General features: G+C 42.2%; 15 protein-coding genes and 1 pseudogene. 15 read left to right on the plus strand and 1 reads right to left on the minus strand.

The window, feature by feature from the left end; genetic code table 11:
• Positions 1–2 precede the first annotated feature (2 nt).
• The 4 genes and pseudogenes from OQJ86_RS07965 to OQJ86_RS07980 all read left to right on the plus strand — a co-directional run bounded on the left by OQJ86_RS07965 (position 3) and on the right by OQJ86_RS07980 (position 6,621).
• The gene (locus OQJ86_RS07965; RefSeq protein ID WP_265987421.1) at positions 3–908 is read left to right on the plus strand and encodes an OmpA family protein; all 906 of its coding nucleotides are present in this window, start codon (positions 3–5) and stop codon (positions 906–908) included.
• Positions 909–1,004: 96 nt separating this feature from the next.
• Complete coding sequence (locus OQJ86_RS07970) at positions 1,005–1,853, plus strand: mechanosensitive ion channel family protein (RefSeq protein ID WP_265987422.1); 849 nt, start codon at positions 1,005–1,007, stop codon at positions 1,851–1,853.
• A gap of 272 nt (positions 1,854–2,125) precedes the next feature.
• The gene (locus tag OQJ86_RS07975; RefSeq protein WP_265987423.1) at positions 2,126–4,168 is read left to right on the plus strand and encodes an EAL domain-containing protein; all 2,043 of its coding nucleotides are present in this window, start codon (positions 2,126–2,128) and stop codon (positions 4,166–4,168) included.
• Between the two features lie 387 nt (positions 4,169–4,555).
• A pseudogene (locus OQJ86_RS07980) lies at positions 4,556–6,621 on the plus strand (EAL domain-containing protein).
• Positions 6,622–6,690: 69 nt separating this feature from the next.
• On the opposite strand, the gene azu reads toward OQJ86_RS07980, so the two are convergent.
• A complete protein-coding gene (gene azu / locus OQJ86_RS07985; RefSeq protein ID WP_005441233.1) occupies positions 6,691–7,143 on the minus strand; it encodes an azurin in 453 nt (150 codons plus the stop codon).
• A gap of 612 nt (positions 7,144–7,755) precedes the next feature.
• Here azu and OQJ86_RS07990 point away from each other — a divergent pair.
• From OQJ86_RS07990 to OQJ86_RS08040, 11 genes are all read left to right on the plus strand, one after another.
• Positions 7,756–11,379 carry an Ig-like domain-containing protein gene (locus OQJ86_RS07990; protein ID WP_265987424.1) on the plus strand — a complete coding sequence of 1,208 codons (3,624 nt, stop codon included), beginning with the start codon at positions 7,756–7,758 and terminating at the stop codon, positions 11,377–11,379.
• A gap of 345 nt (positions 11,380–11,724) precedes the next feature.
• The gene (locus OQJ86_RS07995) at positions 11,725–15,066 is read left to right on the plus strand and encodes an Ig-like domain-containing protein (protein ID WP_265987425.1); all 3,342 of its coding nucleotides are present in this window, start codon (positions 11,725–11,727) and stop codon (positions 15,064–15,066) included.
• A 469-nt stretch (positions 15,067–15,535) separates the two neighbouring features.
• Positions 15,536–16,135, plus strand: coding sequence for a hypothetical protein (locus OQJ86_RS08000; protein WP_265987426.1), 600 nt, complete (start codon positions 15,536–15,538; stop codon positions 16,133–16,135).
• Positions 16,136–16,179: 44 nt separating this feature from the next.
• Positions 16,180–16,689, plus strand: a complete 510-nt coding sequence (locus OQJ86_RS08005) for a hypothetical protein (RefSeq protein WP_042606146.1) — start codon at positions 16,180–16,182, stop codon at positions 16,687–16,689.
• 75 nt (positions 16,690–16,764) lie between these two features.
• Positions 16,765–19,467, plus strand: a complete 2,703-nt coding sequence (locus OQJ86_RS08010; RefSeq protein WP_265987427.1) for a TcfC E-set like domain-containing protein — start codon at positions 16,765–16,767, stop codon at positions 19,465–19,467.
• Between the two features lie 5 nt (positions 19,468–19,472).
• A complete protein-coding gene (locus OQJ86_RS08015) occupies positions 19,473–20,165 on the plus strand; it encodes a pilus assembly protein (protein WP_265987428.1) in 693 nt (230 codons plus the stop codon).
• On the plus strand, positions 20,146–21,180 hold the full coding sequence (locus tag OQJ86_RS08020) for a hypothetical protein (RefSeq protein WP_265987429.1): 1,035 nt from the start codon (positions 20,146–20,148) through the stop codon (positions 21,178–21,180). The genes OQJ86_RS08015 and OQJ86_RS08020 overlap by 20 nt, the downstream gene beginning before the upstream one ends.
• Before the next feature lie 10 nt (positions 21,181–21,190).
• Entirely contained in the window at positions 21,191–21,898 is a 708-nt protein-coding gene (locus OQJ86_RS08025; RefSeq protein ID WP_265987430.1) for a LysM peptidoglycan-binding domain-containing protein, read from the plus strand.
• A gap of 245 nt (positions 21,899–22,143) precedes the next feature.
• Entirely contained in the window at positions 22,144–23,094 is a 951-nt protein-coding gene (locus OQJ86_RS08030) for a hypothetical protein (protein WP_265987431.1), read from the plus strand.
• 198 nt (positions 23,095–23,292) lie between these two features.
• Positions 23,293–25,005, plus strand: a complete 1,713-nt coding sequence (locus OQJ86_RS08035) for a GMC oxidoreductase (protein WP_265987432.1) — start codon at positions 23,293–23,295, stop codon at positions 25,003–25,005.
• A 218-nt stretch (positions 25,006–25,223) separates the two neighbouring features.
• Positions 25,224–26,453 (plus strand): NAD(P)/FAD-dependent oxidoreductase, encoded by a 1,230-nt coding sequence (locus OQJ86_RS08040; RefSeq protein ID WP_265987433.1) that lies wholly within the window; start codon positions 25,224–25,226, stop codon positions 26,451–26,453.
• The last annotated feature ends 16 nt before the right edge of the window (positions 26,454–26,469 follow it).

Below are 26,469 nucleotides of genomic sequence, written 5' to 3' on the forward strand. Positions count from 1 at the left end.
ACATGAAAACGACGATGCGTTTAGTTAGCGGAATTATGGCCGCAGCATTATTAGGTGGCTGTGCAGCAGATGCTTATGTTAGCCAAGAGAACCGAGATAAATTTGCAGATTGGAATGTCTCCAAATTTTTAATCAGTGAGTGTTTAGCACCGCAGCGAGAAATTCATATCGCTGTTGCTGAACATTTCGATTTCGATAAATCCATCATTCGTGAAGCTGATGCTGCAAGCCTAGACGCGTTCATCCGTGATATTCGAAGCTTAGGCGGACGCATTACGATTGTCGGTCATACCGATTTTAAAGGCTCTGACGAGTACAATGAGAAGCTGTCTATGCGCCGCGCTGAATCGGTAGAAGCGTATCTACAGCAACAACTCGACCCAGAGCAATACGATTGGGATGTGAAACACTTTGGTGAGTCGCAGCCACTGGCGCTGGGTAAATCTGATCAAGCGCGGGCAGAAAACCGTCGCGCTTACGTGATGTTTGAAGAGGCGAAGAAATATGAAGAAATGCCTTTCTGTGAGCCGCCAAAACCAGAGCGTAAGGTTTACATGGCGATGACACCGCACTTCGATTTCGATAAGTCGGAATTAAAACCGGAAGACCTTTCACAATTAGATGACTTCATCGCAAAACTGCAAGGTTTAGAGGGTAGCATTATGGTCGCTGGTCATACTGACCAAGTCGGTGCTCGCTCATACAATGAAGCACTTGCAGAGCGTCGTGCTCAGGCTGTAGTGGAATACCTGAAGACGAAACTTGACCCATCACAGTTTGTTTGGGAAGTAAAAGCCTTTGGTGAACTTCAACCTGTGATCAATGAAGAATCTCCGGAAGCCAATACTTTAAACCGCCGAGCGTTTATCGTATTTAAAGAAAGCGAATTGGGACAACCGACTGAATAATTTGGTAAGGTTGTCCTTTCGCAAGCTATCTATCTGTTTTCTTAGTGATAGCTAGCATGAAAGGTCAACCTTCTAAACCAAACAGGGAGTCGGGTAATGGAGAAAGTGCAGTTAGTCGTCGATTTTCTTCTCACTCATAAAATTTTATTTTCCGTATTAATTCTGTTGTTCATCATTCTTTTACGTCGTTTGATTCTGTCTCGAATCCGTGGCGACGATGCCTTTATTACAGAAGAACAACGCAGTTGGATGTCGAGAACCAAAAACGGCACATTTGCTATCACTTTGATTCTGTTGTTCATTTTATGGCAGTCAGAAATCAGCGAGTTCGCTCTAAGTGTTACGGCGATTGCTGTCGCAATTGTGGTGGCATCTAAAGAGATCATCTTGTGTTTTACGGGGTCAATCCAGCGTGCAAGTTCTCGGTCGTTTCGCATTGGTGACTGGATTGAAGTCGGAAAGCTATGTGGTGAGGTCATTGAACACAACATGATGGCGACAGTGATTCAAGAAATCGATCTGCATCATGGTCAATACCACTTCACGGGGAAAACTGCGACGCTGCCTAACAGTATGTTTTTCACCTACCCAGTGAAGAACCTCAATTTCATGAAGCGTTACGTGTACCATGACTTTTCTGTTGTGGTGAAAGATTTCGTCAATCTCTACCCACTTTTGCCTTTGTTGACCGATAAGATTGATGAGCATTGCAGCTACTTCGCCGACGTCGCTCACCGTTACAACGCGATGATTGAGAAGCACGCTGGTGTTGATCTGCCGGGCGCTGAGCCGCACATCCACATCTCAAGTAACATTAATGGTGAGCAAATCCTGCATATCATAATTTTCTGCCCGACAGATAAAGCAAACCACTTAGAGCATCTGATTCGTAAAGACTTTATGGAGCTTTATGAGCAGCGATTTCCAATGAATCCTGAGCATTAAGTTCGCGCTCAATAATCATCTAGCAAATATTAACCCTCACTAGTCAACACTGAGGGTTATATTTGTATATTGCTTATCGAAACGACAAATAATCTTAATGGATCGAAGGGCATATAATCGCTAAATTACGCCCGCAACGTAACTTCGTTTGTTGATGGATTTACAAATAAAACACCCCCCAAGACTACACAGATAGTCGATTTCTTTGGCTGCGCTTGCACTCACGACTGTTTACACAACAGTTACCCCCCCGTTTTACTATAAGATGCTCCATGCAAACTTGCTTAAACTTTACTTTTGCGCCTTTTCAACGTTTATCGGCGCTTACAGGGCAATGGCGTGCAGGGTCCAAATCTTACCTAACAGATTTGGCCTCTATTGCGCTCTTGTTGTTACCCCTGACTCTATCAAATGCACTTGCCATTTTTTTAGGTCACGCGTTCCGTCTCTCAGGATGGGTAGAATTATCACAGATGTTATTTCATCTGTCAGATATCCTCATCAATCTGTACCCAAGCGCATTTTGTGTAGTAGCGGGTTATTACCTGTCACATAAAACCAATGTGTCGAGTGCCGTCTTCATCATTTACTCGTTGATCATGTTCTACTTGATCTCGATAGAAAACGGCAGTTTGTCTGCGACTTATATGCTGCCAAACAACCCACTACTGGCATTGTTTAGTGCGATGATGACGTATGTCTATTGCTGCGTTTTCAAAATACGCTTGCTAGAGCCACAAGCGCTGGATTTCTCATCTCGTCTGCTTAAGCATGTTGTTCACTTCTTTCTGTTTGTGTTGATTGCTTTGGCAGTATCACGACTAACCGCTTTCATTATGGCTCTATTTGGTGGGATGATTCGCGGACTGGGTGTGGACCCTCTCACGCTAAAAGGCGGGATTATTTACCAAACGGTACTAGGCCTCTTAGGCTCAATCGGCATCAATGGGCATAACTTGTTGTTTGCCATTAAGCAGCAAATCTACGCCGCTACAGAAGAAAATGTTTTCGCGTGGCAAGCCGGTGAAGCTCCTCTAAATGTAATTAGCCAAGGTTTTTACGACGCGTTTATGTCGATGGGGGGGTCTGGTAATTGCATCAGCCTATTGTTGTGCGTGTTGCTGTTTGCCAAAGAACGTAACCACCAGATGCTTGCGTTAGCAGCAACCCCACTAGTGATCTTCAACATCAATGAAGTCTTGCTGTTTGGGTTGCCGATCATTTTCAACCCATTGTTGATTGTGCCTTTTGTGTTGGTGCCGCTATTGAGCTTTCTCATCACTTACGGGTCAATTGCATCAGGGCTTGTTCCTCCGGTTGAAAATATTGTTAACTGGATGACGCCGCCTTTGTTCAGTGGTTATGTCGCGATGGGGAATCAGATTGAAGGCTCATTATTGCAATTATTGATCATTGTCCTTGGTGTCTTTATCTATCGGCCATTTTATTTGGCTTACGCCGGCAAGTATTCTGCGCAGTTTCGTGCGAATACGGCTTACACAGGCATTGAGAGTTCGCTGTTCAAAACCTTGCTTAACAACGTTCGTGATTCGAATAACTCAAGCATTAGTAAATCGACAGCACAAAAGCGACTGACTTCGATTTTGAGGGAAGGGGAGTTGGTGATGTTTTATCAAAAGCTCCAGTCAACCAGTGACGTCAATATCTTCTCTTATGAAGCCTTGCTTAGATACATTGATAAAGAAGGGAAACTGCATCCTCCGACATTTGTGAGTGACTTCCAAATGCTTAACTCAATGCCATTACTGGACAAGCTCGTGATTGAGAAAGTTCTGGCAGACATGCAGAAAATGACGTTATCAAAAGATCGTCGAATTGCCATCAACATTGCAGTCGCTACGATCGAGCAAGAAGAATTTGTCCCGCACTTACTATCGCGATTAACTCATTATGGTATCTCGCCGCAGTGGTTGGAAATTGAAATCACAGAAGAAGCGATTCTTAGTAATAAGGTGTTCTTAATTAAAACTATGGAAGCGCTGCAAGCTCAGGGCATTCGTATCGCTATGGATGACTTTGGCACCGGCTATGCGTCGTTCCCGCACTTGCTGAAGTACCCGTTTGATAAGATCAAGCTGGATCGTTCGCTACTGCTGGATGCCAATGATCAAAAAGGCAGAGACCTATATGAATTGGTAGCGAAACTGGGCCATATCACGCATTGTGAAGTTGTGGCAGAAGGTGTGGAAACCCAACAAGAGTACGATTTTGTGAAAGGTTGTGGTGTTGATAAAGCGCAAGGTTACTTCTTTACTCGTCCACTTCCTCTTACGGATATTTTACGCGAGCAATAACAGTACTGTTTTTTATCGTCACAATTAAAAAGTCGAGTGAAAAGAGGGGCTTGTTGGCGATAATGTGCGCCTCCTTGCTTAATTAGCATGCAAAAATACAAACCACGCTGACCTAAGAAACAGCGGGTTGTATCTAAACGAAGAGAGTGTCGGTCGTCCTAGTCCGCGCTCTTTTGGTTTGGTAGATAACAACAAGTTGGCCATGGCTACCTTTGTTGAGTGACTATTCGCAACGTTGAACGATCAACGCTTTGTTACTCGAATGATACCGTCATCGACTGTCTGTCGAAACTCTCCCTCATTGCGATACAAATTAAACGGACCTTAATTGCGGCGAACTTCCTGAGCGGCTCATCGAGTCGTTTACTAATGGATAAAATTAGCCAAATGAACAATCGATACGTAAATCGGCTTTTTACTTTAATTTCCTCCAACTCGTACATAAATGGCTTATGTAATGTACTGGTCATGTTGCTCCCAGTGTCATTGATTTCCGCATTCAGCACTTTGTTGAGCAATTTTTTATGATGGCGGGTTACGAGCAAGTGGGTACCACGGTTGGAGCCGCGAGTTCTATCATCTGGAAACTGTTCCCAATCTTGTTATTGGTTTACTTCTCGCAGTTTCTTTCTTCTCTGTTAAAAGTCTCACGGGTTAATGTTATTACGCCTTCGTTGATGATCTATTTCATCGTGTGTAATGAGTGGGGGCTGCTGCAAGAAGGAACGGTCGTACCGAGCAATTACCCACTGGCAATCATCATTCCTATTTTGGTGGGATGGTCTGTCCGTGTAATGCAAAACCGCAAATGGTTTATGCGGTCGGAGCTGCCTAATATTGTCGACCAGTCTTACAACTTGATCATGGCAACGACGGTGTTGGTTGTTGGTTATACCTTATTAGGTTATGTGCTAGGACGCGTTTTCTGTGCCGCTGATATTGCTGGCTTTTTATTGCCAAATCTGGACCCATACTCTCTTTTCGATGGTGTTATTTACGAGCTGGTACGTAATCTATTTTGGTCCATTGGTATTAATGGGCACATTATTTTTGCGCCATATAAAGCGGAGTTGTATGAAGCGACACGTGTAGCGATAGAAAATCATGAGTTGCTCGGAACGCCATTGCCGATACTGACGACCAACTTCTTCGATTTTTATGCGGGCTTGGGTGGTGCAGGAAACACCATTTCTTTGGTGCTTTGTATGTTATTTCTCACTAAAAACCGCAGCTACAAAGCGTTGGCAACCGCAGCTTTAATTTTAAGTTTTTTCAACATTAATGAGCCGATTATCTTTGGGCTGCCAATTATGTTTAACCCTTTGTTGATCGTACCGTTCTTGATTGCACCTGTTGTTGGTCTTGTCATTGCTTATGTGGCAACGGCGCTTGGCTTGGTGGCACCAATGACGGAAATCATGAGCTGGATGACGCCACCTTTGATGAGTGGATATGTTGGCACGGGCTCTACGTGGACAGGCGCGGTGCTACAGCTGATCATCATCTTAGTCGGTGTCATAATCTATTACCCTTTCTTTAAACAGATGGATAATATCGGGAATGCTAATGCATCGTTTGCTAAGTCACTTTCTGATGATTTCTTTAATTATGAAGGTGTTGAAAGTGGTAAATCGGCAGGGGCGTTTTTCCCCGAGATTACGAGTAAATTTGCGGCACAAAAGCGAATTACTGACCTAAAAAATAACGGTGAGTTTATCTTGTATTACCAACCTCAAGTAAACACGCGGACAGGTGAGATTCGTTCTCTTAAAGTGTTGATTAGGCACCGTTCTGAATCGGGTGAGATCTCGCCTCCTACTTTCTTAGATGACTTTGCCAAAGTGGGGTTAATGAGTGAGTTGGATTTGTGGGTGGTTGAAACAGCTTTAAAAGAGAGCGCTCCTTTAGCAGACTCGCCTAACTTTAAGGTTTCAATCAATATGTCACCAGAGACCTGTCTTGTCCCCGATTTTACGGAAAAAGTGCTGAGTATGATTAACCAAAGTGCTTTGTCTTACTCTCAAGTGGAATTCGAAATCACGGAAGACATGCTGATTCAAGATGAACACAGTACCCACCGAGTCTTGACTTCGCTCCGTGAGGCTGGAGTGAAGATTGCGTTAGATGATTTTGGTTCTGGGTACTCTTCAATTGGGTACTTGTCTAAGTACGATTTCGATAAAGTTAAAATTGACCGCTCTTTAGTTTTGAATCTCAACAATAAAAATGGTCGCGAACTGTTTAGGCTAACGGCTAAGTTGGTCAAAATTACGGGGGCAGAAACCGTTGCTGAAGGGATAGAAACCGAAGCAGAGTTGGAGTTTATGGCGGAACAAAACATTCATTTGATTCAAGGTTTCTACTTTTATAAGCCGATGCCTTTTGAAGACGTGCTTACCCTGAATTTTTCAACTTTAGAAGAGCACAGCGATTACGACCATTATTCTTCCTAATTAAGAAGGGAAGCCACTTATCTTGGCTTCCCTTTTCTTTTTCAGAGGCTTGAGTTCGAGCGTGAACGCTTATTTGAACTCAAACTTACCCTGCATAATTGCCCAGTGACCAGGGAAAGAACAGAAGAACGAGTAATCACCTCCCGGAGTCATTTTCTCTGTGCTGAACGTGATAGAGGTGCTTTCACCGCCGCCGATCACTTTAGTAAATGCGTAAACACGGTCGTCGTTAGGTTTCACGTAGTTGTTTTCAAGACCTGCTGACATGCCTTCTGTACCTACTGCTTGTAGGTTCGCCGTGTCTGCAATGACCACGTTGTGACCCATTGACTGCGCTGGCATCTTACCTGTGTGGTTCAGCGTCAGTTTTACTTCTTTACACGTTGCTGGAACACTCAACGTTTTGGTCGAAAACTGCATCATATCGTTAGCATCGATAGACACTTCACACTCTGCGCTTGCTTGTGCGCCAAAGCTCATTCCAACTAGTGCAAAGGTTGCTGCTACTAAACGTAAAGACATATAACACTCTCCATATTTTATTTTTGGGCTGACTTGGATTCAAACCGATCCAATGCATCTCATTATCATCGAATATTCAATCTGAAACCGTGCTTCAATCCGGATATTGACGTTTTGTTGCAAAGTTATACTTATCGTTTTCACTGGATGATCATTCATATACCTTATTTTTAGCGCTTCAGTTAAGAAGTGTGAAGACGATCTTTATAACCGCTTCAGGCGCTTCTTTTGTGCTCTCATATCGCTCTAGCTTTGGCGTTTTTTTCGCTAACATGTAACTAAACATTTCAACTGTATTTATTTTGTAACTTATTGATTTTCAGTTGCATAAAGGCGTAAAAAACACAAATCACACTATTTGTAGAAACGGATAAATTGATTTGTTTTATCTCGCGCACACTTTCAGAAAATTGAACTAGAGTCCCAGATTTATGTTTGCTTATCGATTGCGCGCGAAATGTCGTCAAATTGACGTAAAAAGACGCTTTATTTTTGGCACTTTTACACCTGTAAGTTGAGTTACATTTGGTTACATCTGTCCGCTGCGGCGCGAAAAAAGTCCCCCTCTATAATGCTGTTCCTTTTTATTGTTGTTTGTATAAGTCCTTAATTATGAGAAAGAATACGCTAGCGATCATGCCAAGTGTTTTAGCACTGGCGATCGGTATGGGATTGCCTGCTGTACACGCAGGAGTGATCACAGACGCAACTATCGTCGGCTCAGAAAGCCAGTGGTGGAACACTTACAAAGTGATCCTAACGAACGACAGTTCAAAGCCAGTTGAACTGCGTGATGCAAAAGTGACGTTTGATTCAAACCTATCTATGTCGACACCATCTTGGTCTGCGACGGGCATCAGCTACCCAGGTATGAAGTTCACCAGCGACGCACAGGGTAACCTGTTCAAGAACACGCTTGCGCTGGCTTTTGATAGCGGTAGCTGGGTGAAATCACAACTTCCGGCTGGTGAGCGTATTGAGCTAACGTTGGGTGTGAGCGGCGTATTGGATCTGACCCTTCTTCAGAATACCATTCGTCTGATCGCTGACGATGAGGGCGAAGTTGGCGAACCAGAAATTTCTCTTCAATTGGCATCGCCAGTGAATGGAGCTGAGTTTGAAGAAGGTCAAGCGGTGTCCATGCTAGCAAACGTGACGGCGACTAATACCAGCGTTAAAGCCGTGACTTTCTTTGTCGACAACAAACAAGTGGCTCGTGTAACGCAAGCCCCATTCCAAGCAAATTGGACTTCTGTTGGCGCAGGCGCTCACACGATCAAAGCTGTAGTGGAAGACACCTCAGGTCTTACACAGCAACAAGCGATCAGCATTTCAGTAAAAGAGAAGCCAGTTGAACCACCTGTGACACCAGAAGTGCATGAGCTGACGTTCGTCGCGCCTACACAAGGTCAAACATTGATGGTGGGTCAGGCAACGACGATCAAAGCCCGTGTTGATGGTGAATTGATCTCTAAGCTGGAGTTCTGGGCGAATGACCGCAAGTTAGGTCAACGTAACATCTCTGCAGGTCAAACGACGTATTCTCAATCTTGGACGCCAAATGAAGTGGGCAATGCGACACTGAAAGTGGTGGTTCTTGATAAGAATAACCAAATGGTTGAACAACGCAGTATCACTGTTGCTATTGAAGCAGCTCCAAGCTTTGTTAAGCCAGAAGTTAGCTTCTCTTCGCCTTCGAACGGTTCTAAGTTTGAAAAAGGTGAAGCGGTATCGATTTCTGTTCGTGCAACGGATGCTGATGACGATTTGTCTCGCGTTGTCGTGAAAGCAAACAACAAGCAAATCTGTGACTTCAACGCAGCAACCATAAACCAGTTCTCTTGTAACTGGACAGCGTCAGAAGTTGGTGCAGTTAAGCTAGAAGCGATTGCGACAGATGCTGAGAACCTAACGGCGACAGCACGTGTAAACATTACAGTTGAAAAAGTAGAAACACCGACACCTCCGCCAACAGGTGGACTGTGTGCTGACTTTAATGTGTACCCAGACTGGACCCGTGGTGATCACGCGACAGGCGGTGACATTATGGTTCACAAGAACATTGCTTACTCAGCGGTGTACTGGACGCAATCTGTTCCTGGCAGCGATAGCTCATGGTCATTACATCTAAACTGTGATGGTACTGAGCCGGGTACAGCGCCAGCACTATCACTGCGTAACCCAATGGACCCAGTGCGCCTGGAAGTGGCAGGTTGGCCAAATACATTCGTAGTGGCGAGCCCATCAACTCAAGCGCCAAGCACGCTAACTATCGCAGCAAGCAGCAGTGATGTGCTAACAGACCTAGAGCAGTTGACACGTTCGTTTGTGTCGGCTGTCGAACAAGCAGAGGGCGCGGGTACAGCATCTATCGTGATTCGATCGGATGTTTTGGATCTCGCTACGCAAGACAAAGGTGCATCGTTTGGTGCCGTTGCGGTTAAACAAGCACTGACGAATGCCATTGATATCACGGGTAGCCGTATTGATATTGATGCGATCAACGCACTGAGCGATGACGTGAAAGGCTGGGCACATGCTTACAACTTGATCTTCACAACCCTTGCGCCACAAGCGACATTTGGTTGGTCACTAAGCATTGGTGAGTTTGCGTACGATACCCACTCTGGTCGTCAGTCTGTATGGGATGAAGCGTCCGTTTTCACGGCTGATCTACTTGATAGCTTCGAGCTTTACAAAGCAGAATCTGCGAACAAAGCTGACTTTGTGGCGTTTACTAAATCGAATGCAACAACTGCACTAACCAGCGAACAGTGGCACCACGCACTTGAATACGTAAAACAGGTGACAGATTACGTTGATGCGCCTGCAATGTTAGCGAACATGCCGACAGAGCAAACCGCAAACTACTTCATGGGCAACACGCAAACCGATCAGCAAATCCGTAAAGCCGCGTACAGCAACGTGTTTGCATTGATGTTTGATCAAGACTCTCAAGCTCTAACCAGCAAAATTGAGCTTTACCAAACGGCGAAAGTGCCACTGTACTACGTAGGTGAAGAGTTAGAGAAAGGTTCATTGACTCGCATTGAAGCGCTAAACCAAGAGTTAGCAAATGCTGAAAGCGTGATGGATAACGAAGCCTTCCTATACGAAACGCCACAATCTCAGTGGGTTCCGTCAACGGTTTACAAGTGGAACGATTTCCTAGATGGCTTGAACGCAATGCACAACATTGGTGTAGCGGGCAACAAGTTCTGGCTAATGAACGATGAAGTTGATGACGCAACCAACATCAAATACGCGAAAGTCGCGATTGCTGCGTTCCTTGCGCAAAGTATGCAAGAGACCATTCGCTACAACGCGTGTGATGAGAACAACTGGTCTGAAGTGAAATATGGCGCGCCTGCGGATTACCCAATGACAGCAAGCTGCGGTCAACTAGGTCAGAAATACGCAGATTACGGTGTAAACCCAGTCTCTGGTTTGGACCATGCGTACTCTTGTCCTCGTGATGACAAAATGGAAGTCAGTGCTCTTACTCATGCGAAATGGTATGGCGCTCCAGCTCCAGTCTTTGCCGCACCTGATGCAGTACTTGAAGAGCGTGGTCTATTGGTGAACGGTGCGGTAGGTCGTTGGACAAACAACGGTCACTGTAACGATGTTCCAGAAAGCGTAGATACATCTAAGCAAGTGTGGGAACGCGACGAGTGTAAGACTTACGTGGGTCAGAAAGCAGGTAAGTTCATTTGGGACGGCAGCAGCCAAGAAAGCGTTGAAGGCTGTGGCTGGTGGGGGCGTGGTGTTATCCAAACCACTGGTCGTCAGAACTTCGGTACGCTTAACCACTACCTAGGTCGTTCGCACGTTGACCCATCAAACATTGGTAAGACAATTGACGGCGTAACGGTAGAAGCGCCACCGGCGAACCCACTTTATGCTGAGCTGGACTTCTGTTCTAACCCAGGTCTGATTTGTAGCTCGGAAGAGAACAAAGAGATCAAGTGGATCGCAGGTCTGTTCTACTGGGTAACGTCAGTTCAGGCATACAACGATGAAGGCGGTCAGTACGCTGATTGGAACTACCACAACGAGCTGAAGAAGTACGTAGATAGTGGCCTGCAAGGTTCTCAATTTATTGATGACGTTTCAGGCATCGTTAACCGTGGCTGTCCGGATCTGACGTGTTCGACAGGTGATGTTCACAACGTGAAAGAGCGCCGCGAGAACTTCAAACTGGTACTACAAAAGCTAGGTCTTGATCCTCGCTAATTAAGACAAAGCAACATCGATGAAGCAAAGCCATCACTGAAAAGTGGTGGTTTTTTTGTTTTTTTATCAGGGCTTTCCCGTGTTTGTTAGCAAGCTAATGAGTAATGTGCTTTTAGTGCTAAACAATGAATCGCATAAAAAATGATAATCAGTAGATATGCATCCAAAGCCTTGGCGTGTGTTGGTGGTTTTATTGGTGGTGTGCGGTTTAGCTCAAATTTAAATTCTACGAGTATTGGGAAAGCACTTTTATCTAGCTCTGTTTCTTTCCCAAATACAGCTTACCTTCCGTCTAATGAGCCCACTCGCGCAGATTTAAGAGGCGATTACTTAAGTGTGAGTTCTATGCCGATACAAAAAGTAAATAGTTTAAAGAAATGGGTACGTACACTTCTACCTCTAGGTTTACTTCCTATCTTAGTTGCGTGCGGTGGCGAATCTGATTCGGGAAGTTCAAGTGAACTATGGCCAGAAAACGAAGTAGATCAATATGTTTCTGTTCATGCGGAAGACTTTTATAGTGTCGTCCAAAGTACTGACTCGGAAGAAGTTCGAGTTAATGTTATTGATAAAGTTGCGCGTTCAGGAGGAGAGCGCATCTCCCTTGCTGAAGTTGAAGTTTTATCATCAGATCCAAGCTGTCAACTTGTTGATAGTGATAATGAAAGCTTCCAAATCATCTCTGACCACGCAATGGTTTGTGACTACCAATACACGGTTGGACTTGATGGATATTCAAGTGGTTACCAAATGATAGGTAAACGCAGCGGAGTAAGTCGTGTCGTGGTAGCAAACAACGCAGAACAAGCGGAGTTGGTTCCGTTTGGTGTTGCTGGTTATCAAGGCGAAACATTAGAAATCAACATCGAGAGCGAACTCACCAAGGTTGGTGATAACACCTCTCTATCTGACTTTTCTTTAACGGATGATGTCATTTTAATGCCAACAGGCAGTTCCTCAACCGTGTCTTTAGATAAAACAAATAACAAGATTTCATATACACCCGCGGCAACGTTTAAAGGGAATGAGCGTATTTTATACACGCTAGAAAATAGTAGTGGTAATGTTTTGGTTGGTTCTGCTGTGGTGACGGTTTCTGAACGCAGTTCTGTTGGTATAGATATTCCTGACAAAATTGAAATCCTCGACACAGTAGAAGTTGGCAAAACGGAAGTTATCGATATTTCACGATACGTTGTTGATAAGCAGGACGACAATTTCCAATTAATCCAAGTTGTTGCGTTTGATTCAGCAGTTGCTTTGTCGAATGACACAGATCCAAACAAAACATTCACTTTCAAAGTTGAGCACGCAGGGCTGTATTATGTAAATGCCGTTGTTACCGACCATCGTGGTGGTTTTGATGCCGCATTGATGAAGATTGTTGCGATTGACTCAACTCAAACAGGATTGTGGGACGATTACTACCACAACAACCAAGTCTACAGTGCCCCTCTCACTAAGAGTGAAGCCGACAGTAGCGGTATCCGAAATGATGGAACTTACTTTGATTTAACGCATACAGCAACGCCAGCGGTAGCCGTATTTAAGCAAGACAATGCAGCGCAATATTGCGGAACTTTTGGTCGCTTGCCTACAAAAGCGGAACTTCAGAGTGTGTGGGCTAGTGATAAAGGAAATAGCAAAAGTTGGCCTTTATCTCGAGGATATATCACACTGGACTCTTCGACTTATAAGGTCGTTAGTCTATCTAGCGGACAGCAGCTTACTGATGATGGCCAAGGCTACTATGTTACCTGTGTGAGTAACGGTGCTCTTTCTATAAGAGCAATCGATGGCACTGCAGTAGCGAATGGCAGCGACAAGGCGATTGTAGAAGCAACTTTCCTTATTAATGGGAAAGCGGCCTCAGGGATTACCGTTGATGCCTCAGTATCCTCAGTATCTGGACGAGCGAACCTAGTTAAAGACTCACAAGTTACAGACAACAGTGGCAAAGTAAGATTTGAAGTAACCAGCACTAAAGCGGAATCAGTCAGTGTATCCGTAGATGTTGGCGGAACATTTTCAGTTTCTCAAACAGTTACTTTTATTGCTGATGTAAGTACTGCCTCCTTATTACAGGCATCGACTTCTGAAGATCGTGCTTTAGCGGATGGCATCGATCAAAACCAGATAACTGCTCTGGTTGTGGATAGATACTTTAATTCCATTCCTGGGGTAACTGTTAACTTTGCTGCTAAGAAGAGCTCAACAGTTAAACTAAAGAATACAACTGGTGTGACGAATGCAAGTGGTAACGCGGTCGTCAATTTTACAAACACAGTTGCCGAAAAGGTAGAGATCATAGCAACTTATGGTTCGAATACAGTTTTTTCCCAGGCCGAATTTGTGAACGATTACAGTTATGGTGCCTTGACGATCAAAACATTGACTGCTTCTGCAGCCGCTAATGGTGCCTCGAAAGTCTCTGTAGAGGCTGAGTTCAAGCAACATGGCAGCCCAGCAGTCGGCGTTGATATTAAAGGTGTGACGACAGGTCGTGCTGAGTTTGTAAGCAGTACGGTTAAGACAGGTAATGATGGTAAGGCAAAATTTGAGTTAACGAGTACCAAAGCGGAAAGTGTCAATGTGACGCTATCCGTTGGTTCATTTTCTCGAACTGCGAGGCTGTCCTTCAATGCCGATGCAAGTTCTGCGACGATTACCAAAATTGAAATCGCAAAAAATAGTGCTGTGGCGAATAACTCCGCTACGAACCAGGTCAATGTCGTACTTGCAGATTCTAACGGTAACTTAGTCTCTAACCAAAACATCAATTTCACAGTGTCGAGTGGTAGTATCGCGAGCTCAACAAAAACCAATGCCAGTGGTGTTGCTTCGGTTTATGTGAAAAATACCACGGCTGGAAAGACATCAGTAACGGCTAAATATGGTACAAGCACGAAATCAACGAACGTTACCTTCGTGGCAAACGTCAACTCAGCAAAGGTAAAGTCATTGTCTGTCGTTAAAGACAATGCGTCAGCAGGTGGTACTGAAGAAAACAAAGTAAAAGCACAATTAACTGATGCTTACAATAACCCTTTAAGTAATAAGACGATAGACTTTACTGTTGAAAGAAATGCAACAGTATCTCAAACAACAAAAACAGACGGCAACGGGTATGCAAATGCATGGATCACTAATGATTCAGCACAAACCGTTATGGTCACAGCCAAATTTGGCACAAGTTTTAAAACTGCAAATGTGACGTTTAAAGGCGGTGGCTCTTTGACGACTTGGGGAGCCCTCCGTATACGCGTATTAAAAATTTCAGAATCAAGAACCTGTTACAAAGGACCTGAAGGTCCAACCAGTGACGAAGCCGATTGGCGTCTGTGGGAGTTTGTTTCAACTACCGAACATGGCAGCAGCACCACAGTAGAGCTAAACGACAGGGCTTACGAAGTACGAGGTAGCCAAGGCCGAGTCGATTCAGCATGTTTGAGTAAAGGGTTTATCAGAAACCACCTTATACACATTTATGCAGTCAATAAGAATAACATCCCATACGAGTTTGCAAACCCACAAGGTGTATTGATACTGGGGAATAGACCTGGCGAAATCGCAGACCCTCGCTATTCTGCGCTATGTTCTAGAGCTGGATCTGGAACAATTGATATTAAAGATGGTCAGACGGGTAATGTAGTCGGCACACTAGTAGATATAGACTGCAAGCAATAACCATTGAACTAGAAAAAAAGTAAAGCCTGAATGAAAATTCAGGCTTTACTTTTTTCTGTGTTATTCATTTGAAATTAACTTCGATACTGTCAATTATTATGATTTTAAATCTGTAGTTAAACTAACTTCTACGAAGTTTTAAGCAAAGTAGTACTAGTTAAAATATAATGTAGGATTAATTGTCGCAACAAGTAGGAATATCACAATTTTCTATTCTTCTTCTTTTTGTTTTTAATTTAACTCATTGATAATAAGGTATTTATTGTTTCTTTGAGTTTCATTTATAGATGTGGGCGTGTTTTTGTTAATCGAGTTTTTATGTATGTTGGCATGAAAGGCGAATAATTAAATGTGATGCTAATTCTGAAATGAATGAAAACACTAATATATGACTGTGGGGTGAGGGAGGAAATCAATTTTTCAACGTTGCCACGATTAATATTTTTAACAGGATAGTAAGAGTAATAATATGAAAAAGACAATGTTATCTGTAGCAGTTCTAACCGGACTATTTGCTTTTGGCGCATCTGCTGCTAACCCAGCTGCAGGCGATATCGATACAACAAGTGCAACGCTAACTTGGGAAGCAAAAGTACCAACAGTAGTAAACGGTGAGTGGATCACAATTACTGGTCAAAACGGTGGTGCACTTATTGATGCAGGTCTAACGATCAACCCAGACGGTAGCTTCACTTCTGAAAACGTTCTTGTTGAAGTTCGTTACTACGATTCAGAGACGAATGTAGTAGGTCTGCCGGTTGTTGTAGGGACAGAAAGCGCAGAAGGTTCTGGTGTTGCACCAGAAAGTATTACCTACCGTGTTGATGTGCCTGCGTTTGTATCAGAGAAAGGTGTGGATCTATCAGATGTTGATGTAAGCATGTTTAAAGATGATGTCGTTGTGGCGACAAATTCAGCATTGAAGTCAACAGCAGCTGACGCTTGGAAGACCCAGTGGAAAATTGCAAATGCACCAGGTACTGGTATGTCGAACGTTATTGCGGGTGATGTTATCACTGCAACAACCGTTCTACGTGCAGACGTGGAATTCGCAACTTACACGCCATAAAGTGGAAGGCGCGGCCTATAATTTAGGCCGCGCAAATTAAATCTATGAAGAAAATTATCATCTTATTTCTGCTTTATCCTTCTATTGCTCTGTCCTCTAATTCAGTGACTAAAGTGTTGCCGTTATCGGCAGAGATCCAAAATGAAAAGTTTTTCTCATACAGAATAAAAGAATTCAAATTTAAGCAGCCAAGGTTACAAGTTGAAGTGGATCGAGCCACGGGTGAGCTTAAAAGTATTGAAACCAAGTTGATTGTAACTACGGATGTTCCAAGCAGCTTTTCTGCTGGCTATAAAATATCCACTAATGTCTTGGTAAGTGAATGCTTTGATAACAAAGGAAACTCAACTAAGGCTGACTTTGCTGAACATACACTAGATGGCGAAGTATTAAGCGTAGGTAAAGAAATTAGGTTGAATGATTTCTTTACTAACAGAGACACATTATGGGTAGAAAAGAACTTCCAAATCGATTTTGACAATGATCTTCAAGTTGATGTTGAGGATGAGCGTTGTAGCGGAAAAGTAACGCTTTCTATCGGATTAGATTTTTAATTAATGACCCGTGTACTTAGCACTTGAGAAATCGTCGTGTGAGGTTTGGAGGTATTTAGTTTGTTGTTTTTTTGCATGGATTCCAAAATCAATAATAAAAAAGAAATACAGGGAGTAAAGGCTCTTTCTATTAAGAGTTCGGTTTTGCTGCTTAGTGTTATTCCTGTTTTCTCTGCATATGCAAACACGAAGTTTGTTCCACCAGGTTTTGAACACTTTTATGAATATCAGTCAAATCAAGTCTTATTTGTTCTTCCTAATGATACGAGTGTGTCAGTTTTAGTCACTTCTAACTTTGATGGTGTGCAATCCGTCGAAGAGCCTGAAAAACTGCAACAAGCGTTAATAAGATCAGGGGTCTCCAGTGAATATATTGATGCTGTTATGCACACTGTGGTTGCAGAGGAGCAAAGTGATGAAAACATTCTTTATGTTTACGACTACGCTCAGAAGCAAGCCATTATTGAAGTCCCTGCCAATTACCTTTCCGAAGGAGTCACTGATTTAGGCTTTACTCAATTGACTGAAGACCGCCGCGCATTGATTTCGACCAATCGTCTCTTTGCTACACATTATCAAGATTCAACTAATGCGACGTTAACCAACGACTCGACTCTTGGATTCGGGCGTTCTCATATCGATCTAGAAGCATCTTTATATGCGGTTGACAGTGGGTCTAGCCAGTTTGATGTTGATGAGTTGGCCTACACTTATGACCTTGAGGGAAGTTCGCTGAAAGCGTATGAAACTCATCGAGGGAATACCGCAGAAAACTCGACCTCTATTTTCAACTTCAATCGTGAAGAAGAAACACTTGGCGTTAGCTACTTCTCTAATGACAACCTATTGGTTAAAGATATTGGGAACACCAAGAAAGTGTTTTTTGACATGAAAGCGAGAGGGACGATAGAAGTCCTAACTGGTGATCGAATTATTTACACTGATTCGGTTGCAAAAGGGCAGCATAGTGTCAGCTATCGAAATCTTCCGCGTGGAAACTATGAGGTATCAGTGGTACTCAAACCCGTAGGTTTCCCAGAAGAAGTCTCCAAAAAAATCATTCACAACAATAACTCTGAAACCTCTTTAAGAGGTTACGATTATGCTGTATCGGTCATGAAATCGAGCAACAGTTTTAGTCAGCGGAGTTATGAAAAAACGTACCTTGATTTAGCGGCAACATACTCATTATTAAGTGACCGTTTACTCATTGGTGGCAATACTCAGTTAGCGAGTCAAGAAGGTGCATTGGGTTTTGGTGCTACCTATACCGATTCAAACTTTGGTGTGGGCAGTTATATCAATAAGTTTCAAGGTGGATACTTATTCAACACCAATTTCCAAATTGCCGATATTAACTTTGATTATGAAATGCTAGATGCGAATAAAAAACTGTCGGACTCAGAACAGTTAGGAAGCATTCGATACGGAATTAACGATTATGTCCAAGCAACGGCATCTTATTCATCTCGCATTTACGAGGGAACATTTAGCTTTTATGCAAACCGCTATATGGAGACCTATCAAGACTCTAACTTAGAGGTAAGTAACTTAAATCTATCGACTAATTACAACAAAAATGTTGTTAACAATGTCTATGTTGATCTAGGTTATAGCTATCAGAAAGACTTTAACAACTCTAGGTTGAATGAACATATCTTCTCGATCAGCGTTAATGTCGATCTTAATGACAGTTTCTCATACATTTCTGGTATTGATTATTCGACTCGTAGTAATACGCGCTTTAGTAATACACTGCAATATTATGCTCCTCAAGTAGAAGCTGGAAATATGCTGCTATCTGGAAGCGCTGATCTATCTCAATATGTTGATGGGAATGACTCACAGTCTGTTTATGGGATTAATGCCAATATTCACAACGATAAGTTCAATGCAAACTTATATGCCAATGGTACAACAGAAGACTATCAGAATTTTACTGCCAATATTGAGTCGACGACGATTGTTACTTCTGATGATATCTATGCCTCTAGAGAACGAGCCCCATCATATCTAGTTGTGAAAAATTCAAAGGCTAATACACAAGATCAAGATGATTTGGGGTTAGTTAAGATCCGCAGAAATGGCCAAAGCAACATGCGAGAGACCATTAAAGGTCAATATACCTTGATTGAACTCGATGAGTACAACGAGTATGCCTTCAATCTAGACACAGAATTGAGCGGTTACAAACACAAGCAAATAGAAAGTAGCGAAATGTTCAGTTACCCCGGCACACTGAAAGAGATCGTTACCGAATTTGAAGAAGTGGTCTCTGTTCTAACTTACTTTGAAGATTTCAATAACCGTCCAATTAATAATGTTGAATGTAAAGGATGTTCTTCGATAGCGAAAGTTGGAGATGGTGTCTACAACATTTCTGTCGAGCGGGGCGAAAAGTTCTTACTTACTGCGAATGAGCAAATTTGTGCGCTTCGTGATGGGTATCTTGATAATTCATACGGTAAAAGTAACTGTTTTCCTCAAATCGAAGAAGATGAATTGGGATTACAAATTGTGGTTAATGGTTTAGGGAATGAGAAAGACCATATTTATTATCTAGGTGCTTTTAAGGATAACAGCATTGTCGAAAGATATAAGAAATTAATGACAGATATGGAAGTAATCCAAATATCCTTTAACGGCAATAACCATTATTTTGCGAAGCTATTTTCTAAACCTATATTATCCATTGCAAAAAACAAACAAGTTATTCTTGAATTACAAAACTACGCGTTATCAGTTTCTGATTCCGACAAATTTACTAAAAATAGGTAGTAGCCATGAGAACATTATTTTTTTTACTCACTTCATTAATCAGCTTTTTCACTCACGCGGTAGCGGTAAGCAGTTTGTTTGAAGTTGCAAATGAAGACCACTTTGCTGATTTCTCAATCACGAACAATGATGGCAAAGACATGTTCATAAACCTAGAAATTGCACATGTCGCGTATGTGAATGGAGAGAAAATCGTTACCAAGGTAAACAAGGATAACTTGTCGACTTGGACGTTTTCAGTTTCACCGAGTCAGATCATTCTTAAGGATGGAGAAACAAGAACCGTTAGAATGAAAAATGATTGCGCGAAGCAATCATGTAAGTTCGATGAAGACCAAGTCTACGCGGTAGATGTTAATCCATATCCTTATGTCGGTGAAGGGGAGGATTCTGCGGTATCTGTTGCTTTTGGGTATCGAATTTACTTTATGGATCCTGCTTCTGAAGTGAAGTTAGATTACGAAATTAAGCGTGTAAATGATACAGAGTTTAAATTCTCTAATAAGAGCAATACCATGCTCAACGCGGTTATTAACACATGCGAAAAAGGGTTCTCGAGTAACTGTATTTACCAGTACAAGCTATTAGCGGGTTCAGAAAAAGTATTTAAGTTACCTGCAAATTACGTCGGGAAGAAGAACATTGCTATCACGGTGATAAATGCAAATGAGAGTATCAATGAACAAATATCTATATAGTCTGTCACTCATTGCGATAGCTAGCTTGAATACAGAGTTAGCTTATGCCTCTAACAACATTACTGCGAAGGTGGTGGGTAGTGAAGTCACTTGGATGAATGCTAACGTCATTGATGGCGAAGTCGTACAACAGATCTGGCAACCAAGCAGTTCTTTCAACTTGTTGCCTGTTCATAGTTGGAACCCGAGCTTTCAAAAGAGTCCGACGTCAACGCTCACTTTTAGCTCAACCACCGGAGTTCAGGTAACCGCGGCGTTCCAGCATACTGGGATTCAATTTAGTACAGCAAGTCCTTTTATTAGTGTAGAGAACAAGTCAAATACTTGCGGTTATGAAAGCTCAGCTGGAGGCCAGTTCATTTTAAGAGACAATAGTACATGCCGAGCCAGTTATGATCTAAATGCGACGAGAAAATACAAACCGTTCGACTTTTATAGGAGCTCTTACAAGTTAGACAACCTTGTTGATGCTTTTAAAGCGGCTAACGCGCCAACTGGTATTTACTATGCAACGGTGAGTCTACCAGTTACTTATTACATGAAGTATGGCACGACAACAACTTATCAAACTTATAATGATACGACGGTATTTACGATTGATTATAAGCCATCTTTTATTTCGGCTGTCGATGTAACAGGCGATGGTATCTTTTCGCTTTCTTATGATACTGGGAACCACAGTGTCGCTGGGACGACAATTTATGAAGTCAGTATTTCTGGTCACATAGAGCCAGGAATAAAGATGCAGTTCTTTTCTTCTGGAACGGCAGATAAATTTGAATTGGAACATACGATCTCAAGTGATGTTATTCCGTACAGTTTAGCTTGTTCACGATGCGTCAACAGCAACATTGTCGAAGCTGGTGAGCTAAAGCAGACAACGTCAAAGATTCCTTTTGTCGGAAAAACATTAGATTTTGATTTGGTTTTCTCTTTTGAAGAGCTTTATTTTGATGATGTGGATGAGGGAGATTACAGGGATGCGGTTACCGTTCGGTTTGAATTGGACTTATAGTTTATTTCTATTGGCTTTTCTTTCTATCCAACCGGTATTTGGGTATGAAAAGTCTGCGAGTGTTGGTGTTTCAACTGGTTTCTACGATGTAAAGGACAATCAAAGCGCTGACGAAAACCATAACTATTACAGCTACTTTTTAGAGTATAAGTTAGATGATTATCTACTTAAGGGGCAAATGCATCACTCTTCCCATAGTGATTTTCAACGTTACTTTGGCTTAGAAGCTGGCTATCAATACGAATTTAATGATATCTACTCTGTTTATCCAATACTTGGCTTAGACTTTATTGATAGTGGAGTGGACAGCAAGCTGGGACTGGGATTTTCAGTATCAGTATCAGATTACTTCGATATTTTTATTGAAAACAAGTTCAGTCGCTCTAACCCTTATGGAGACTACTTTGTTGAAGCGGGTTTGACGTTTAATTTATCTGTTTTTGATGAATCTCGTGTGACGCCAAACAACACTGAAGTTGAAAAAGTTATGCCTCAAAGCGTTGTGCTTAATGATATTGATTCATTATTGGAAGATGACATGACGGACGTTTCGCCTCAGAGAGTATGCGTTGAGCCTTATGTGATTGTTTCTGGGGATACACTATCTAAAATTGCTCGTGAGTGTCAGGTGTATTTGAAAGAGCTACTATTTTGGAATCCTAAGTTTCAGAGTAACCCAGATCTTATTTATCCTAATCAAGTCGTTACATTCAAATGATTAATGTTTCGTAACTAATTTTTATTTGTAAACAGTTAGCTCGGGGAAAATCAAACAAAAGTGGCTCTTTAATATATAACGTTAGACAAGATAGTAGGTTCATTCCTGTAGTTGATGTTTTATTTTCTTACGTTAATTGTAGGAATGTTCTCTTTGTTATTTTTTACCGCCTTTTCTGGTATTAACTTGTTTGCTTATTGATAATCGCGTTTTGCGATTGGTCATGATCTCCGAAGGGGATTTTAATGTTAAAGTTTCATGAATTCTTGAAAGAAGTGGTATTTAAAAAGATTCCTAGAAAGGAATTGATGATCAAACTTCATCTGGAGTATGACGAGTTCAAAGGACTGGATAATATTACAATGAGTCGCTGGACTAATGGCGTGACAAAGCCATCATCTTGTCGACAGTTGCTTATCGCTCACGCGGCGAATTGCTTGAACATTTTTTTACATCAATGTTCAGCACCAAAAGTTCCGGTTTCTTTAGAGTCGCAATATCGAAAATTTCTAAACCAATTTGATAGTTATTATCATGCTATTATTTTAAAGCCTGAGCGAAATGCTAAAATTTGTCACTTTAAAGGGACTAACTACGAGGCTCAAGAAATATATGGTGATTATACTTCTAAAATTAATTTAATATCTGCTAAAGCAAATAGTTTTGATGACTATAATAAAAAATATAGTGTTGACGTTTTTTATAAAGGAAATGTAGAAAGTAAAATTCCAGAATCATATATGTACTTCCATCAAGAAGTTGGCGCTTTGTTTGATATTTTGGGTTTGTCCATTGACCGTTACACAAGTAATTCAAATAAAGATACTTTATTTTTTGGGTTGTCTTTCTTTAAGAATTCGGATGATTATGAGCTTCTATTTGGTCTGGTTCTAAACTATATTATCCGCCATCACTTCAATGTAAAAAATGCTTTTTTTACCGCGAGAGGAAGGGAGGATATGTCTTTATATGAAACGTTGGGGGCTGAGCAGATAAAACTGATTGATTGTTCGAAGGATTACGGCAATGTTTATCTTTATCATATTGATTTACAGAAAATTCTTAGTCATCCCATCTTCCTAGGATTGATAATTAAATATCACCCTATTTACGAAAAAGAGTATGAGCAAATGCGAAGCCATGGTGTGGATGCTAATGTATTTTTTAATGATACCTATGATGCGATTGCTGTTTGATTTGAATTCACATGAATGCATACGTTTTCAAACGTATGCATTCATGTCAGTGTTTTATCGCGGTATTATACGACTTAGAACAGTATAGATGTTCATGCTGAAAATTAGCATGCTTATTAACATTTATGCGTATATGCCAACTACAAGCAATAGGCTTCGATAGTATTCATCTTGTTTAATAACAAAGGAGAGTTACTAATGGATGGTACAAATCGAAGAGTATTTTTAAAATCTTGTGTTGCTACCTCGGTTGCTGCTGGTATGAGTGTCACTTCTCCAAAGGCTCAGGCTTTCTTCTTTCGCCCAGAGAATGAAAAACCGATTGATAAGTTTAAAGGTTTACCTGTTTTAGAAAGTTATCTACCAGAGCTTTTTGAACGTCCTCCTCAAATAAATGGCCATTTGCCGGTCGTTATCATTGGGAGCGGCTTTGGTGGTGCAATTAGCGCTTATCGACTTGGTCTTGCTGGCATCAAAACGGCGGTAATTGAAAGAGGAAACCGCTGGCCTAATGACCCAAAGCGAGCGGTATTTGCACATGATATGTTGGCTGACAAGCGGATGTTTTGGCAAAGAACAAAGACCACGTTTCCTGCACTCACATTTGATCTTCCGTTCCTTCAAACGATTACGCCACGCAGTATCGAAAAATTCGGTGGTGTTCTTGATATTGTCGATAAGCCGGGAGAAAACAACCAAGATGGTTCCGACCTATTATTAGGAACTGCGGTAGGTGGCGGCTCGGTGATTTATACCGGTGTTATGGTTGTTCCAAAGGAAGAGCATTTCAAGAAGCTTTACCCTAACGAGCTTTCTTACAAAGAAATGGTGGACGTTTATTATCCAAGAGTGAAATCCATCTTAAACTACAGCAATATGCCTAAAGATGTTTTTGCCAGTGCGCCGTTTAAGCATTGTCGAGATTGGAATAGAGAAGTTTCAAAAGCAGGCTACTCTCCTTATCTTATCGAAGGTAACTGGAATTGGGATGTTATCAGGCAAGAACTCAAAGGAAAAAGCTTACCTTCAGCAACTATTGGCCTAACTAATTTCGGTAATAGCAACGGTTGTAAGAATGACCTTGGGCAAAACTATATTCCGTTAGCAGAGGCAACAGGGAATGTTACTTTCCACCACAAGCATGAACTGATCAACATTCGAATGAATGGTGATATTTATGAATTAGACATTCAAGAGCTCGATGCTCACGGCAATGTTGTTCAACAAAAAACGATTACGTGCGACAAGCTTATTCTATCGGCTGGTTCTTACCACACAACACGTATGCTTGTTAGAGCAAAAGAGAGAGGAGACTTGCCGGAGTTAAATGAATATGTCGGCAAGAACTGGGGCGATAATGGCAACCGAATGGCATTTAGACAGTCGTTATTTGGATTACCTGCTGGTGTTGCTCAAGCTTCTCCTTCTCCTACAGCAATTTATGTTGATGAAGCCGGAAGAAGCCCGGTCGCAGCAGAAAATTGGGCAAATGCTGGTATTGCCGACGTAGGGATTTCTATGATGCTATCCGTGACTGCGGACTTAAAGAATCGAGGTCATTTTTATTATGATGCCTCTATCGATGATGCGGTTCTTCATTATCCGAAAGAGAACGAGAAAGATGCAACGGATGCCTTAAGAGCAGTAAACAACAAAGTTGCACGAGCTAACTGGCAACGAATAGGAGCTCAGGGTTTCTCCGACGTTATTTTTACTGGTGCGCACCCAGTTGGAGGAATGGAAATGGGGAAAGCGACAGACCTATTTGGGCGTGTAGATGGATACAATGGTCTTTATGTTATTGATGGGGCGCTTATTCCTGGAAACAATGGATGTGCAAACCCTGCGTTGACCATTGCTGCATTAGCAGAAAGAAATATTGAAAACATTATCTCAAAAGATTTTTCATAACCAATTATGTATCAGAGCCATCACTGAAAAGTGGTGGCTTTTTTGTTTTTAGTATTTGGCTCAGACGATTATTTCTTATTTTTACAAATCCGTAATAGTCATTTTCTTTTTCAGCTTATTATCATTTATTTGCAACTCAATATAATGCCCGCCATTCCAAACGTATTTGCTGCGTTTTTGATTTTTATCTTTCGATGGATGGTTTCCGGGAGGGGAGTATGTCGAACTTTGTTGTTGTCGGTGGTGGTGCTGCGGGTCTAGAAATGGTCACGCGTTTAGCGAGCAGTTTTGCAGGCAAATCTGACCATACCGTTACTTTGGTTGAGCCATCTTCTCATCACTTATGGAAACCAAGACTTCATGAGATTGCGGCGGGCACGTTTGATAATGAGCTAGATTCGGTTGCGTTTCGTCTTCATGCTGCTTGTCATGGTTACCAATATGTTCAAGCTCGTATGTCAGGCTTAGACCGAGCAAATAAAACGATTACTGTGAGCGCTGAGTTCTCTCCAGAGCAAACATTGAAATACGATTACCTCGTGATTGCCGTTGGCGCGATCAGTAACGATTTCAAAATTCCGGGTGTAAGCGATCATTGTTTGTTCTTAGATTCGGCTTCTCAAGCAGAAAAAGCGTGGGAACAGATGAAGCAAATGCTGGCGAACGGTGGCTCACATCGTGTTTCTATCGTGGGTGCAGGTGCGACTGGTGTTGAGCTGGCGGCCGAATGGGCGAAAGTCAGCAAGCAATTAAACCGTTATCAAGATGATACTCAGCTTTCGATTACGCTTATCGAAGCGGCGGATCGTGTGTTACCTGCAAGTGCTGAGTGCATGTCTACAAAAGTGTTGAAGAAGCTACAAAAGCAGGGTGTTAACGTTCGCTTAAACACTAAAGTTCAGCGTGCAGAAGCAGACCGCATCGTGACGGAAAATGAAGTCATTCCTGCTGATCTACAAATTTGGGCGGCGGGGATTCGATGCCCGGATTGGTTAGCGAATCTTGATGGTCTAGAAAGCAACCGCATTAACCAGCTTAAAGTGTTGCCAACGTTGCAAACCACTCTTGATGAGAGCGTTTTTGTCATCGGTGATAGTGCAGAATGTCCACAAGAGGATGGACGTGTTGTACCACCACGAGCGCAAGCCGCCAACCAAGCCGCTGCACATTTGGCGAAGCAATTTAAACGCTTGGTGAAAGGCAAAGAGTTAAAACCGTTTGTATTCAAAGACGGCGGGATGGTTGTCGCACTCGGGCATGACTACGCGGTTGGCGCATTGATGAATGACAAACTCGTATTGCGTGGACGCTACGTTCGCCGCTTGTACGACACGATCTTTAGGCTGCATCAGCGCGTTATTTTCGGTTGGTTCCGCGTGTCGGCTTTGGTAGTGCTCAAACGCGTAAAAGGTTTATTGAACCTATATTACAAAGGCTCTTGGTCTTAATCCAAGCCGTGACTCT

The sequence above is a fragment of the Vibrio sp. Sgm 5 genome (assembly GCF_026241575.1).
Classification (GTDB): domain Bacteria; phylum Pseudomonadota; class Gammaproteobacteria; order Enterobacterales; family Vibrionaceae; genus Vibrio; species Vibrio jasicida.

Coding starts and splice junctions, on each gene's coding strand:
- azu (WP_005441233.1), bottom strand. CDS start 7,143: ATGTCTTTACGTTTAGTAGCAGCAACCTTTGCACTAGTTGGAATGAGC.
- OQJ86_RS08010 (WP_265987427.1), top strand. CDS start 16,765: ATGGATTCCAAAATCAATAATAAAAAAGAAATACAGGGAGTAAAGGCT.
- OQJ86_RS07970 (WP_265987422.1), top strand. CDS start 1,005: ATGGAGAAAGTGCAGTTAGTCGTCGATTTTCTTCTCACTCATAAAATT.
- OQJ86_RS08015 (WP_265987428.1), top strand. CDS start 19,473: ATGAGAACATTATTTTTTTTACTCACTTCATTAATCAGCTTTTTCACT.
- OQJ86_RS07975 (WP_265987423.1), top strand. CDS start 2,126: ATGCAAACTTGCTTAAACTTTACTTTTGCGCCTTTTCAACGTTTATCG.
- OQJ86_RS07965 (WP_265987421.1), top strand. CDS start 3: ATGAAAACGACGATGCGTTTAGTTAGCGGAATTATGGCCGCAGCATTA.
- OQJ86_RS08035 (WP_265987432.1), top strand. CDS start 23,293: ATGGATGGTACAAATCGAAGAGTATTTTTAAAATCTTGTGTTGCTACC.
- OQJ86_RS07990 (WP_265987424.1), top strand. CDS start 7,756: ATGAGAAAGAATACGCTAGCGATCATGCCAAGTGTTTTAGCACTGGCG.
- OQJ86_RS08005 (WP_042606146.1), top strand. CDS start 16,180: ATGAAGAAAATTATCATCTTATTTCTGCTTTATCCTTCTATTGCTCTG.
- OQJ86_RS07995 (WP_265987425.1), top strand. CDS start 11,725: ATGCCGATACAAAAAGTAAATAGTTTAAAGAAATGGGTACGTACACTT.
- OQJ86_RS08000 (WP_265987426.1), top strand. CDS start 15,536: ATGAAAAAGACAATGTTATCTGTAGCAGTTCTAACCGGACTATTTGCT.
- OQJ86_RS08040 (WP_265987433.1), top strand. CDS start 25,224: ATGTCGAACTTTGTTGTTGTCGGTGGTGGTGCTGCGGGTCTAGAAATG.
- OQJ86_RS08030 (WP_265987431.1), top strand. CDS start 22,144: ATGTTAAAGTTTCATGAATTCTTGAAAGAAGTGGTATTTAAAAAGATT.
- OQJ86_RS08020 (WP_265987429.1), top strand. CDS start 20,146: ATGAACAAATATCTATATAGTCTGTCACTCATTGCGATAGCTAGCTTG.